The organism is Pantoea sp. ICBG 828 (genome assembly GCF_002928355.1).
Lineage (GTDB): Bacteria > Pseudomonadota > Gammaproteobacteria > Enterobacterales > Enterobacteriaceae > Pantoea > Pantoea dispersa.
In genome coordinates, this window is the sequence record NZ_POWN01000003.1 from 600,990 (window position 1) to 613,347 (window position 12,358).

Annotated in this window: 14 protein-coding genes and 1 rRNA gene; 7 read left to right on the forward strand and 8 right to left on the reverse strand. The window is 57.4% G+C overall.

The genetic code is table 11. The features are described 5' to 3' along the window. Window positions 1-64 precede the first annotated feature (64 nt). From C1Y43_RS10435 to C1Y43_RS10450, 4 genes are all read left to right on the forward strand, one after another. Window positions 65-2,215: a lysine decarboxylase LdcC gene (locus C1Y43_RS10435; protein WP_104188153.1), complete on the forward strand. Its 2,151-nt coding sequence runs from the start codon at window positions 65-67 to the stop codon at window positions 2,213-2,215. A gap of 75 nt (window positions 2,216-2,290) precedes the next feature. Then, on the forward strand, window positions 2,291-2,680 hold the full coding sequence (locus C1Y43_RS10440; protein ID WP_058770579.1) for a VOC family protein: 390 nt from the start codon (window positions 2,291-2,293) through the stop codon (window positions 2,678-2,680). Window positions 2,681-2,734: 54 nt separating this feature from the next. After that, the gene (gene tilS / locus C1Y43_RS10445; RefSeq protein WP_104188155.1) at window positions 2,735-4,033 is read left to right on the forward strand and encodes a tRNA lysidine(34) synthetase TilS; all 1,299 of its coding nucleotides are present in this window, start codon (window positions 2,735-2,737) and stop codon (window positions 4,031-4,033) included. A 15-nt stretch (window positions 4,034-4,048) separates the two neighbouring features. Beyond that, window positions 4,049-4,357, forward strand: coding sequence for a cytochrome c (locus C1Y43_RS10450; RefSeq protein WP_031279691.1), 309 nt, complete (start codon window positions 4,049-4,051; stop codon window positions 4,355-4,357). A 39-nt stretch (window positions 4,358-4,396) separates the two neighbouring features. Here C1Y43_RS10450 and rof read toward each other — a convergent pair whose 3' ends face one another. Then, on the reverse strand, window positions 4,397-4,660 hold the full coding sequence (gene rof / locus C1Y43_RS10455) for a Rho-binding antiterminator (protein ID WP_021507471.1): 264 nt from the start codon (window positions 4,658-4,660) through the stop codon (window positions 4,397-4,399). Further along, entirely contained in the window at window positions 4,647-4,847 is a 201-nt protein-coding gene (locus tag C1Y43_RS10460) for a YaeP family protein (RefSeq protein ID WP_021507470.1), read from the reverse strand. Before C1Y43_RS10460 ends, rof begins: the two co-directional genes overlap by 14 nt. 216 nt (window positions 4,848-5,063) lie before the next feature. On the opposite strand from C1Y43_RS10460, the gene arfB reads away from it, so the two are divergent. Continuing rightward, the gene (arfB, locus tag C1Y43_RS10465) at window positions 5,064-5,474 is read left to right on the forward strand and encodes an alternative ribosome rescue aminoacyl-tRNA hydrolase ArfB (RefSeq protein ID WP_021507469.1); all 411 of its coding nucleotides are present in this window, start codon (window positions 5,064-5,066) and stop codon (window positions 5,472-5,474) included. A 31-nt stretch (window positions 5,475-5,505) separates the two neighbouring features. Here arfB and proS read toward each other — a convergent pair whose 3' ends face one another. The 6 genes from proS to metN form a co-directional block, all read right to left on the reverse strand. Further along, the gene (gene proS, locus C1Y43_RS10470) at window positions 5,506-7,224 is read right to left on the reverse strand and encodes a proline--tRNA ligase (protein ID WP_058759538.1); all 1,719 of its coding nucleotides are present in this window, start codon (window positions 7,222-7,224) and stop codon (window positions 5,506-5,508) included. A 91-nt stretch (window positions 7,225-7,315) separates the two neighbouring features. After that, window positions 7,316-8,023, reverse strand: coding sequence for a tRNA (N6-threonylcarbamoyladenosine(37)-N6)-methyltransferase TrmO (tsaA, locus tag C1Y43_RS10475; protein ID WP_104094480.1), 708 nt, complete (start codon window positions 8,021-8,023; stop codon window positions 7,316-7,318). Beyond that, window positions 8,020-8,421: an Rcs stress response system protein RcsF gene (rcsF, locus tag C1Y43_RS10480; protein ID WP_021507466.1), complete on the reverse strand. Its 402-nt coding sequence runs from the start codon at window positions 8,419-8,421 to the stop codon at window positions 8,020-8,022. The genes tsaA and rcsF overlap by 4 nt, the downstream gene beginning before the upstream one ends. A 127-nt stretch (window positions 8,422-8,548) precedes the next feature. Continuing rightward, complete coding sequence (locus C1Y43_RS10485; protein ID WP_021507465.1) at window positions 8,549-9,364, reverse strand: MetQ/NlpA family lipoprotein; 816 nt, start codon at window positions 9,362-9,364, stop codon at window positions 8,549-8,551. Window positions 9,365-9,401: 37 nt separating this feature from the next. Beyond that, entirely contained in the window at window positions 9,402-10,055 is a 654-nt protein-coding gene (locus C1Y43_RS10490; protein ID WP_021507464.1) for a methionine ABC transporter permease MetI, read from the reverse strand. Next, complete coding sequence (metN, locus tag C1Y43_RS10495) at window positions 10,048-11,079, reverse strand: methionine ABC transporter ATP-binding protein MetN (protein WP_104094481.1); 1,032 nt, start codon at window positions 11,077-11,079, stop codon at window positions 10,048-10,050. Before metN ends, C1Y43_RS10490 begins: the two co-directional genes overlap by 8 nt. 188 nt (window positions 11,080-11,267) lie before the next feature. Here metN and gmhB point away from each other — a divergent pair, with 188 nt between their 5' ends. After that, window positions 11,268-11,828, forward strand: a complete 561-nt coding sequence (gene gmhB / locus C1Y43_RS10500; protein WP_058759541.1) for a D-glycero-beta-D-manno-heptose 1,7-bisphosphate 7-phosphatase — start codon at window positions 11,268-11,270, stop codon at window positions 11,826-11,828. A gap of 405 nt (window positions 11,829-12,233) precedes the next feature. Then, window positions 12,234-12,358 (forward strand): 16S ribosomal RNA (locus C1Y43_RS10505); the annotation flags it as partial.

Genomic DNA, 12,358 nt, shown 5'->3' on the forward strand with positions numbered 1-12,358 from the left:
GGAACATTCACCCGCCACTTTTCGCTATCCTTATTCCGTGCCACAACACCACAGGAGGTGAGCATTGAATATTATTGCGATCATGGGACCGCACGGCGCGTTCTACAAAGATGAACCGATTCGCGAACTGGACGCGGCGCTGAAGCTGCAGGGTTTCCAGACCGTTTATCCCAACAATGCCAGCGACCTGCTGAAACTGATCGAACACAACCCGCGCGTCTGCGGGGTGATATTTGACTGGGACGACTACAGCCTGGCGCTGTGCAGCGACATCAATCAGCTTAATGAATCACTGCCGCTGTATGCCTTCATCAACACCCATTCGCAGATGGATGTCAGCATTAATGAAATGCGCATGGCGCTGCACTTCTTCGAATACGCGCTCAACGCCGCTGACGATATCGCGCTGCATATCCGGCAGTACACCGATGAGTACATCGACAAAATTATGCCGCCGCTGACCAAAGCGCTGTTCACCTACGTCAAAGAGGGGAAATACACCTTCTGCACGCCGGGCCACATGGGCGGCACAGCGTTTCAGAAAAGCCCGGTCGGCAGCCTGTTCTATGATTTCTTCGGCGCCAACACGCTCAAAGCGGATGTTTCGATCTCGGTCACTGAGCTGGGTTCGCTGCTCGATCACACCGGTCCGCACCTCGAAGCAGAAGAGTATGTGGCGCGCACCTTTGGCGCTGAGCAGAGCTATATGGTCACCAACGGCACGTCGACCTCGAATAAAATCGTCGGAATGTACGCCGCACCGGCCGGCAGCACGGTACTGATTGACCGCAACTGCCACAAATCGCTGACCCATCTGCTGATGATGAGCGACATCATCCCCATCTGGCTCAAACCGACGCGCAACGCGCTGGGCATCCTGGGTGGCATCCCTAAGCGCGAATTCACCCGCGACAGCATCCAGCAGAAAGTTAACGATACCCCGCGCGCCAGCTGGCCGGTGCATGCGGTCATCACCAACTCAACCTACGACGGCCTGCTGTATAACACGCAATACATCAAACAGACGCTGGACGTGCCGTCCATCCATTTCGATTCCGCCTGGGTGCCGTACACCAATTTTCATCCCATCTACAGTGGCAAAAGCGGCATGAGCGGCGAGCGCATTCCCGGCAAAGTGATCTATGAAACCCAGTCGACCCACAAACTGCTGGCGGCGTTCTCACAGGCGTCACTGATTCACATCAAGGGCGATTACGATCACGACACCTTCAACGAAGCCTACATGATGCACACCACCACCTCGCCGAGCTACGCGATCGTCTCTTCGATTGAGACCGCGGCGGCGATGCTGCGCGGTAATCCGGGCCGGCGGCTGATTAATCGCTCGGTGGAGCGCGCGCTGCATTTTCGCCGCGAGATCCAGCGGCTGCGCGAAGAGTGTGACGGCTGGTTCTTTGATATCTGGCAGCCGGAGCAGGTGGATGAAGCCGAATGCTGGCCGATTCAGCCGGGCGACGAGGCGTGGCACGGCTTTACCCACGCCGATCGCGATCATATGTACCTTGATCCCATCAAAGTCACCATACTTACGCCGGGCATGAGCGAACTGGGCCAGATGGCGGAAGAGGGCATTCCGGCCGCGCTGGTGGCGAAATTCCTCGACCAGCGTGGCATCGTGGTGGAGAAGACCGGACCGTACAATTTGCTGTTCCTGTTCAGCATTGGCATCGATAAAACCAAAGCGATGAGCGTGCTGCGCGGACTGACGGAGTTCAAACGCGCCTACGATCTCAACCTGCGGGTAAAAAACATGCTGCCGGATCTCTATGCTGAAGATCCTGACTTCTACCGTAACATGCGCATCCAGACGCTGGCGCAGGGCATTCATCAGCTGATCCTGCAGCACGATCTGCCGCGTCTGATGCTGCGGGCATTCGACGTTCTGCCAGAGATGAAGATGACGCCGCACCAGGCGTTTCAGCGGCAGGTGCAGGGACTGGTTGAAACCGTGGAAATTCGCGAGCTGGTTGGGCGGATTTCAGCCAACATGATCCTGCCTTATCCGCCAGGCGTGCCGCTGGTGATGCCGGGCGAGATGATTACCGAACAGAGCCGGGCGGTGCTGGATTTCCTGCTGATGCTCTGTACCATCGGGCGGCATTATCCCGGCTTTGAAACGGATATTCACGGTGCCACGCTCACCGATGACGGTCGCTATCTGGTGCGCGTGCTGCGCGACGAGCCTGTGCGCTAACTTCAGATAATTGCCTCTTTTCAGCGTCGCGCCGGGCACGTAGGCTAAGCGGCTCAGAATACTTTCGGAGCCGCTATGCTGCAGATAAAACAGATCCACCACATCGCCATTATTGCCACCGATTATCAGCGCAGTAAGGCGTTTTACTGCGACGTGCTGGGCTTTGAGCTACTGGGTGAATACTATCGCGCTGAGCGCGACTCATGGAAAGGCGACCTTGGCCTTAATGGCGTCTATACCATTGAGCTGTTCTCGTTTCCTGCGCCGCCGCCGCGCGTCAGCGGGCCGGAAGCGTGCGGGCTGCGCCATCTGGCGTTTTGTGTGGATGATGTCGAACAGTCGGTTGCCGCGCTGGCAGAGAAGGGCGTGGTGTGCGAGCCAATCCGCATCGATGCTCTCACCGGTAAAGCCTGCACCTTCTTCCCCGATCCGGATGGTTTGCCGCTGGAGCTGTATCAGGCGTAAAATAGCGCGCGCAGTGAGCCGCAATCCGGCGGTTCACCTCAACGGAATGCGTGCATGTCCTTTTCTCATCTTGCTGCGCTGCTGCCAGCCGATGCCCGCTGCGTGCTGGCATTCAGCGGCGGGCTCGATTCCAGCGTTCTGCTGCATCAGTTAGTGAGCTGGCAACGCCAGCAGCCGCAGCTGCGCGTGCGCGCATTACACGTGCATCATGGTTTAAGCCCCAACGCCGATCGCTGGGCGGCGCACTGCCAGCAGCAGTGTCAGCAGTGGCACATTCCCTGCGAGGTGCTGCGCGTGCAGGTGGACGCTCGCGCCGGTGGGATCGAAGCCGCAGCCCGCACGGCGCGCTATCAGGCGTTATTCACACACCTGCAACCCGGTGAGTACTTACTTACTGCTCAGCACCTCGATGACCAGGCTGAAACGCTGCTGCTGGCGCTGAAACGCGGCAGTGGTCCGGCTGGTCTGGCGGCGATGCCGCAGCAGCGGCAGGTTAACGGCCACTGGCATCTGCGCCCGTTGCTCAACCTCAGCCGTCAGCAGCTGGAAGCTTACGCTGTCGGGCACCAGCTGGACTGGATTGACGATGAGAGCAACGCTGACCGTCGCTACGATCGCAATTTCCTGCGCCAGGACGTGCTGCCGCTGCTGCAGGCGCGCTGGCCGCACTTCAGCGCGGCCAGTGCCCGCAGCGCAGCGCTATGCGGTGAGCAGGAGCAACTGCTGGATGAGCTGCTCAGCGAGCAGCTGGCGCAGCTGACCGATGCGCAAGGCGCACTGCATTTTCCGCCGCTGCTGGCCTGTAGCGAGGCGCGGCGGCACGCGCTGCTACGGCGCTGGATTGGCGAACGCGGTGGCGCAATGCCCGCGCGCGACGCGCTGCAGCGCATTACCGACGAGGTGATGCACAGCCGTGAAGATGCGCAGCCGTGTCTGCGCTTTGGCGCGCACGAACTGCGGCGCTACCGGGAACGGCTTTACTGGCTGCCGCGACAGCACTCACTGAGTCAGCACTCGCTAACCTGGCAGCCGCTGACGCAGCCATTAATTTTGCCTGATGGGCTGGGTGAACTGCGCGCCAGCCTGGCGCAGGCGGAACTGCGCCAGCCGGCGGCGGATGAACAGGTTATTGTGCGCTTTCAGGCCCACGGCTATCACCATGTTGTTGGCCGGGCTGGTGGTCGCGAAATGAAAAAACTGTGGCAGGAGCTGGGCGTCCCGCCGTGGCAGCGCGAACGCATTCCGTTGATTTACTACAACCAGACGCTGATTGCTGCGCCGGGGCTGTTTATCACCCGCGCAGGCGCGGCGGGCGAGACGCAAGGCTGGCAGGCGATCTGGTCAACACCCTAAAAAGGAACAGCAATGATGAAACAGTGGATTGTCGCGGCGCTACTGGCTGCTGCGCTGCCGGCGTTTGCGCAGGGCGACGTCAAGGCCGGCGCGCAGAAAGCCGCCAGCTGTATGGCGTGCCATGGCGCTGAAGGTAAGAGCGCGGTGCCGCTTTACCCTAATCTGGCCGGGCAGCATGCACCTTACCTGCTGCACTCGCTGCAGGCCTACAAAAAAGGCGAGCGCAGTGGCGGTCAGGCAGAGGTGATGAAGGCCTTTGTGGCCGGGTTGAGCGATCAGGATATGGATGATTTAGCGGCGTACTACGCTTCGCTGCAGCCTTAAGCGAGGTGGGCGGGAATAGCTTTCCCGCCCGGGGAGAGATTATTCGTCTTCGCTGACGATAACGGTGCCCAGCTCAGGATGGCTGAAGCTGGCGATGTGGTCGAGACGCAGCTCGCGCGTTTCACCGGAGAGGTCGACCGCAAGATACTCGACGTTTTTACGTGAGACCATGTCCACGGCTTTCGCTTTCAGCTGGTCGCCGTTTTTGAGCTCCAGCGACAGCGTCCAGTGTTTGGTACAGGCGAGCTCGAGGTTGTCGTAGTCATCACAGTTGATGGGTTTGTAGGCTTCATTCGTCAACATAGTCGCTCACCAATAAGTTTGCAGCGGCATACGCTGCCTGTTCCCTGACAGAAGAGTTTAGCGCAGAATTAGCGGCAATATCATTGAGTGCTTTCAGTGCGCATCCGATCGCGTCTGGCACATACCCCAGGTCGCCGCTGCCAATCCCGGCATACTTCTGGCGAACTAACTCACAATACTTTTGCACATACACCTCCTCAGCAGAGCATCAATACTCTGGTTGATATGCGACTATATCACAGGGGTTCGCTGGAAATCAGCCAGGGGGCGCAGGGAAGGTGGCAAAGAAAGGGCAAAAAGTGACAGCCAGCACTGGTCTCAGCCAGCCTGGCGGCGCACAAAAGGTTAAGTTGATGAACAGGTTATTTCCGGATACAACCGCGCTGATAACGGCAGGTGGCAGATGATTGTGCTGTCACGTAGTGTTTCAATTGCGGACAATGAAGTGGAGCTCAGTGCCATTCGCGCTCAGGGCGCGGGCGGCCAGCACGTCAATAAGACGTCGACCGCTATCCATCTGCGTTTCGATATTCACGCCTCGTCGCTACCACCGTTTTATAAACAGCGGCTGCTGGAGGCGAACCACCATTTGATCAGCGCCGATGGCGTGGTGATTATCAAAGCGCAGGAGTATCGCAGCCAGGAGATGAACCGCGAAGCGGCGCTGCAGCGGCTAATCAACCTGATACGCGAGCTGACGACGGTGGAGAAAGTGCGCCGCGCGACGCGCCCGACGCGGGCGTCCAGAGAGCGGCGGCTGGAAGGTAAATCACGACGCAGCAATGTGAAGGCGCTGCGCGGCAAGCTACGCTAAAAAAACGCCTCCGGCAGGAGGCGTCAGGGGATTACTTGTTGAGTGCGCGGCTGAGGAAGTCGACGATGTCGTGCTGCTTAATCATCTGCTTCTCGCTGGCGGCGCGGGCTTTGTACTCGATCTCCTGGTTATCCAGGTTGCGATCGCCAATTACAATAGTGTGCGGTACGCCAATCAGTTCCATATCGGCGAACATCACGCCCGGACGCTCTTTACGATCGTCAAGAATGACATCGATGCCTTTGGCGCGCAGCTCGTTGTACAGCTGTTCCGCCAGCTCTTTCACGCGGAAGGATTTGTGCATGTTCATCGGCAGAATCGCCACTTCGAACGGTGCCAGCGCCGCTGGCCAGATAATCCCGCGCTCGTCGTGGTTCTGTTCGATAGCCGCCGCCACGACGCGGGTGATACCGATACCGTAGCAGCCCATGGTCATGATCTGATTGCGACCATCTTCACCCTGTACCGCTGCTTTCATCGCGTCCGAATATTTGGTGCCGAGCTGGAAGATGTGGCCAACTTCAATGCCGCGCTTAATCATCAGCACGCCTTTGCCATCCGGGCTCGGATCGCCTTCTACCACGTTACGAATATCTTCTACGCGTGCTTCTGGCAGATCGCGGCCCCAGTTGATGCCGGCATAGTGCTGGCCATCAATGTTGGCGCCTGCTGCGAAGTCACTCATTTTTGCCACGGTGCGGTCAGCAATCACCGGGATGGTCAGACCGACCGGACCGAGAGAGCCAAAACCGGCACCGATGGCGGCGCGAATCTCTTCCTCGCTGCCCATTTCCAGTGGCGCGGCCACAATGTCCAGATGCTCGGCTTTGATTTCGTTGAGCTCGTGGTCGCCGCGTAACAGCAGCGCAACCAGCGAATGACCGCTCTCTTCGCTGGCTTTCACGATCAGCGTTTTCACCGTTTTTTCTACCGGGATCTGGTGCTGTTCGACCAGTTCGGCGATGGTTTTCGCGTTTGGCGTAGCGAACTGCGTCAGCGCCTGCGTTGCCGCCGGGCGCTCACCGGCAGGAGCCAGCGCTTCGGCTTTCTCAATGTTGGCCGCGTAATCGGACTCGCTGGAGAAGATCACATCATCTTCACCACTCTGCGCCAGCACCTGGAACTCATGCGAGCCGCTGCCGCCAATCGAACCGGTATCGGCCTGTACGGCGCGGAAATCCAGCCCCATGCGGCTGAAGCTCTGACTGTAGGCGCGGTACATCGCATCGTAAGTTTCCTGCAGCGACTCCTGCGAGGTGTGGAACGAATACGCATCCTTCATGATGAATTCGCGCGAACGCATCACGCCAAAACGCGGGCGTACTTCATCACGGAATTTGGTCTGGATCTGATAGACGTTGAGCGGCAGCTGCTTATAGGAGCTCAGCTCGTTGCGGATCAGGTCGGTGACCACTTCTTCATGGGTCGGACCCAGCACGAACGGACGTTCGTGGCGGTCTTTAATGCGCAGCAGCTCCGGGCCGTACTGCTCCCAGCGACCGCTCTCTTCCCACAGATCGGCTGGCTGAACCACCGGCATGGAGATCTCAATCGCACCGGCGTTGTTCATCTCTTCGCGCACGATGTTTTCAACTTTTCGCAGCACGCGAATACCGGTCGGCAGCCAGGTATAGAGACCGGAAGCCAGTTTGCGGATCATACCGGCGCGCAGCATCAGCTGGTGGCTGATCACTTCAGCATCGGAAGGCGTCTCCTTCAGGGTGGAGAGCAGATATTGAGTAGTACGCATTAATTTACGATTCCAGTTGTACGGAAGGATACGAACAAAAAATTTGCTGGCGGCTAGTGTACCAGCGAGATCCGTCACTCAAAAGCTTGTTTTAGCGCGGATCGAGCGCGATCACCTCGGTTCCCGCCGCGTCAATGCGCCAGCGCACATTAAAGTCGAGCAGCCAGGCTGCATATTCACGGCCAGGGCTTTCACCTTTGCGATAAGCCGGGCGCGGATCCTGCGCCAGCACTTCAGTGATAAAGCGCGCCAGCTGCGGGTAGTGGCGTTGCTGCTGTTGCAACTGCTGCTGCGCCTGCGCGGAGAAACGCACCGGCATGCTGGCGTCGGGCGCGCTCTGGGCGAAACCCGCGCGCGCCTCAGGCAGCGCTTCGGCGAAGGGCAGGTAAGGCTTGATATCCACCACAGGGGTGCCGTCCACCAAATCGAGGCTGCCTAATTGCAGAATCACCTGTTGCTGCTCGCAGCGAATGCCTTTGAGCTCAACCAGCGACATGCCGATAGGATTGGGGCGAAAGGTCGAGCGGGTGGCAAATACGCCGATGCGGGCATTACCGCCGAGGCGCGGCGGGCGTACGGTTGGGCGCCAGCCGCCGGCCATGGTCTGGTGAAAGACGAACAACACCCACAAATGGCTGAATGCCTCCAGTCCGCGCACCGCTTCCGGCTGGTTATACGGCGCCAGCAGATGCAGTTCGCCACCGCCGTCCTGCACCAGACCCGGCTGGCGCGGTACGGCAAATTTCTCTTTCCACGGCGAACGGATCACGCCGATTTGCGCAAAGGCAAATTCACTCATTGATTGGAGACTTTCAGCGCGGAGCCCTGGCATACGGCCTGGCGATAGCAGCCTGGCGTGCTGGAGACAATTTCACACTTGTGCAGCAGCACGGCGTTGGCTTTCATGCCAGCCGCTTTAATCTGCAGGCGTTTACGCGCGGTATTGAGGTTCGGCGGCGAGTCCTGGGTGCTGCTCTGGCAATCATCACCCGACACTTCACCCAGATCGCGGAACGGATTGCTGACCAGATCGGTCGCATCGGTATAGATCTTCACCGGGGCCGGACGCGCAGCCGGTTTGCGTTGAGGTTCGCTGGTTGATTGCTGCGGGCGAGACGGAGCACTGCTTATTGGGTGATATTCACGCACGCACCCGGTCAGCATCAATGCCAACAAGCAGAGCGGTAAAAAACGCATGGCAACATCCTCATGTAATAAAAAGTGGCGTTATTGAAACAAGGACGACCAGAAATAACAAGTCAGCTGCCACATGCTGAAATAGAAAGGGCGGCCGAAGCCGCCCTGCACCGCATGAAAGGGATAATTACCAGCCTTTCACTGCGCCGCCGTTGAAGATTTTGTTGGCGGCTTCAGACACTTCGTCTGACTGATAAGCCTCAACAAACTTCTTCACGTTCTCCGCGTCTTTGTTGTCTTCGCGGCTAACGATCAGGTTCACGTACGGCGAGTCTTTATCTTCTACGAAGATGCCGTCCTTCGCCGGGGTCAGGCCAATCTGGCTGGCGTAAGTGGTGTTGATCACCGCCAGCGCAATCTGCTGATCGTCGAGTGAACGTGGCAGCTGTGGCGCTTCCAGCTCAACAATCTTCAGGTTCTTTGGATTCTCAGTGATATCCAGTGAGGTTGGCAGCAGGCCCACGCCATCTTTCAGTTTAATCAGGCCCACTTTCTGCAGCAGCAGCAGAGAACGACCGAGGTTGGTTGGATCGTTCGGGATAGCGATCTGCGCACCGTTCTGCAGCTCATCCAGCGATTTGATTTTTTTCGAGTAGCCGGCAATCGGATAAACGAAGGTGTTGCCGACCGGCACCAGTTTGTAACCGCGGTCTTTGATCTGCTGATCGAGGTACGGCTTGTGCTGGAAGGCGTTAACGTCAATATCGCCTTTGCTCAGCGCTTCGTTAGGCAGCACGTAATCGTTAAAGGTAACCAGTTCAACATCGAGACCGTATTTCTCTTTCGCGACTTTCACGGCAGTTTCCGCAACCTGCTGCTCAGCCCCGACAATCACACCCACTTTAATGTGGTTGGGATCTTTCTCTTTCTGATCGCATCCTGCCAGCGCAATCGCGCCAATCAGAGCACCCACAGCGGCAATCTTTTTAAATGTGAAAGACATATCCTTTCCTTAATAGAGGACTATTGATGTTGTTTGCTTATTTATGTGACACCGCACGCACGATGCGGTCACCACAGAACTGAATTAAATACACCAGCACCACCAGCAAAATCAGCACGGTATTCATCACGGTGGCGTTATAGCCGATGTAACCATACTGATAGCCAATCTGGCCCAGACCGCCCGCGCCCACAGCACCGCCCATGGCGGAGTAGCCCACCAGCGTAATCAGGGTAATTGTAGCGGCATTCACCAGCCCTGGCAGCGCTTCCGGCAGCAGCACCTTACGCACGATCTGCAGCGGTGTGGCACCCATGGCGCGCGAGGCTTCAATCAGTCCGGTCGGCAACTCAAGCAGCGCGTTTTCCACCATACGGGCGATAAACGGCGCTGCGCCCACGGTCAGCGGAACGATGGCCGCCTGCAGACCAATAGAGGTGCCGACGATGGCGCGGGTAAACGGAATCATCCACACCAGCAGGATAATGAAAGGAATAGAACGGAAAATATTGACGATGGCTGACAGCACGCGATACAGCGCAGTGTTGGCCAGAATCTGCCCCGGACGCGTGACGTACAGCAGTACGCCAACCGGCAGGCCAAGCACAAAGCCAAAGAAACCAGAAACGAAGGTCATCATCAGCGTTTCCCAGACGCCACGCGTCAGTAACCACAGCATCGCTTCAGACATAACCCAGCACCTCTACTTTCACATGATTTTCTTTCAGCCAGGCAATAGCGGCTTGTGTATCTGTTTCACTGCCGTCCATTTCGGCCAGCATGATGCCGAACTTCACGCCACCGGCGTAATCCATCTGGGCACTGATAATGTTGTTATTGACGTTGAAACGGCGCGCGGCTTCTGACAGCAGCGGCGCATCCACCGATTTACCGGTGAACTCCAGTCGCAGCAGCGGCACGCTCTCGCTGCCCGCGCTCGCCTGCATGCGCTGCTGGTAATCATCCGGAATATCCAGATGCAGCGTTGACTGAATAAACTGCTGGGCCAGGGGCGTTTTCGGGTGGGAGAACACTTCGCTGACGCTGTCTTTTTCAATCAGTTCGCCGTTGCTGATCACCGCTACCTGATCGCAGATGCGTTTCACCACATCCATCTCGTGGGTGATCAGCAGAATGGTGATACCGAGACGACGGTTGATGTCTTTCAGCAGCTCCAGAATCGAGCGGGTGGTGGCCGGGTCCAGTGCGCTGGTGGCTTCATCACACAGCAAGACCTTCGGATTGCTGGCCAGCGCACGGGCAATTGCGACGCGCTGTTTCTGACCGCCGGACAGATTCGCCGGCCAGCTGTCGTGTTTGTCCGCCAGACCGACCAGCTCCAGAAGTTCGCTGACGCGCTTTTTGATCGCCTCGCGTGACAGGTTACCCAGCTCAAGCGGCAGCGCAACGTTGCCCGACACGGTGCGGGAGTTCATCAGGTTGAAGTGCTGGAAGATCATGCCAATCTGGCGGCGCGCCAGTGTTAACTGCCCGGAAGAGAGCGCGGTGAGATCCTGACCGTCAACCAGCACGCGACCGGATGTCGGGCGCTCCAGCAGGTTGACGCAGCGGATGAGCGTACTTTTACCGGCACCGGATGAACCGATGACGCCATAAATTTGTCCGGCAGGCACGTGCAGGCTAACGTTTGACAACGCCTGAATAGTGCGTGAACCCTGCTGGAACACTTTGGTTATATTTTCGAGTATAATCATTAGTTTAATTGTTATCGTGTTGCGTTGTCCGTGGTGTATCGGTCTTCGCGCCGCCGGGGCAGGCGAAATCTGGATGGATGGTAAGGCATCCAGACGGCTAAATCAATCAAAGTCATTCAATCTGCCATTCTCACGGTACGCGCAATCATGCGATACTGCGCGGCACTATTTGCAGCAGGAGTTTCTACGTGGCGAACCCAGTCCCGGCTATTTTTCTCGATCGTGATGGCACCCTGAATGTCGATCACGGCTATGTTCATGAGATCGATAATTTTCAGTTTATTGATGGCACCATTGAAGCGCTGCAGGCGTTAAAGAAGATGGGCTACGCGCTGGTGCTGGTGACCAACCAGTCTGGCATCGCGCGCGGCATGTTTACCGAAGATCAGTTTATGCAACTCACCGAGTGGATGGACTGGTCGCTGGCCGATCGCGATGTCGATCTCGACGGCATCTATTTCTGCCCGCATCTGCCAGATGCAACGGTCGTGGAGTACCGCCAGACTTGCGATTGCCGCAAGCCGCAACCGGGCATGCTGCTTTCGGCACAGAAACACCTGAACATCGATATGGCGGCTTCTTATATGGTGGGCGATAAGCTGGAAGATATGCTGGCAGCGCAGGCGGCAGGTGTGGGAACCAAAGTGCTGGTGCGCAGTGGTAAGCCGGTCACCGCCGAAGGCGAAGCGGCCGCGGACTGGGTGATTGATAGTCTCGCAGACCTGCCGGCGCGCATGAAAAAGGCCTGAAATCAGGCCTTCTGCACAAATCTTAAGCGAACAGTAAAAAAGTTGAAATTTGCACTTGCGCTTCCATAAGTTCGCCCTATAATGCGCCACCACTGAGACGGCAAAGCGGCAACGCAGACGGCTCAGCAGGGCGTGAAGCGATTCACCCCGCCGGAGAAAAACGCTGAAAAAAGTGTTTGACTCTGAAGGAGGAAAGCGTAATATACGCCACCTCGCGACAGCAGGCCGAGCGCCGCGTCGCACCGCTCTTTAACAATTTATCAGACAATCTGTGTGGGCACTCGCAGGATTGATATCAGCGTCTCCGGACGTAAAAAATATCAAGTCTTTGCTGAGTGAACACGTAATTCATTACGAAGTTTAATTCACAGAGCATCGCTGCACTCGTTGCAGCAAATCAAACTTAAATTGAAGAGTTTGATCATGGCTCAGATTGAACGCTGGCGGCAGGCCTAACACATGCAAGTCGAACGGCAGCACAGAAGAGCTTGCTCTTTGGGTGGCGAGTGGCGGACGGGTGAGTAATGTCT

Coding starts and splice junctions, on each gene's coding strand:
- C1Y43_RS10450 (WP_031279691.1), top strand. CDS start 4,049: ATGAAACAGTGGATTGTCGCGGCGCTACTGGCTGCTGCGCTGCCGGCG.
- metN (WP_104094481.1), bottom strand. CDS start 11,079: ATGATTATACTCGAAAATATAACCAAAGTGTTCCAGCAGGGTTCACGC.
- tilS (WP_104188155.1), top strand. CDS start 2,735: ATGTCCTTTTCTCATCTTGCTGCGCTGCTGCCAGCCGATGCCCGCTGC.
- rcsF (WP_021507466.1), bottom strand. CDS start 8,421: ATGCGTTTTTTACCGCTCTGCTTGTTGGCATTGATGCTGACCGGGTGC.
- C1Y43_RS10440 (WP_058770579.1), top strand. CDS start 2,291: ATGCTGCAGATAAAACAGATCCACCACATCGCCATTATTGCCACCGAT.
- tsaA (WP_104094480.1), bottom strand. CDS start 8,023: ATGAGTGAATTTGCCTTTGCGCAAATCGGCGTGATCCGTTCGCCGTGG.
- C1Y43_RS10485 (WP_021507465.1), bottom strand. CDS start 9,364: ATGTCTTTCACATTTAAAAAGATTGCCGCTGTGGGTGCTCTGATTGGC.
- proS (WP_058759538.1), bottom strand. CDS start 7,224: ATGCGTACTACTCAATATCTGCTCTCCACCCTGAAGGAGACGCCTTCC.
- rof (WP_021507471.1), bottom strand. CDS start 4,660: ATGTTGACGAATGAAGCCTACAAACCCATCAACTGTGATGACTACGAC.
- arfB (WP_021507469.1), top strand. CDS start 5,064: ATGATTGTGCTGTCACGTAGTGTTTCAATTGCGGACAATGAAGTGGAG.
- C1Y43_RS10490 (WP_021507464.1), bottom strand. CDS start 10,055: ATGTCTGAAGCGATGCTGTGGTTACTGACGCGTGGCGTCTGGGAAACG.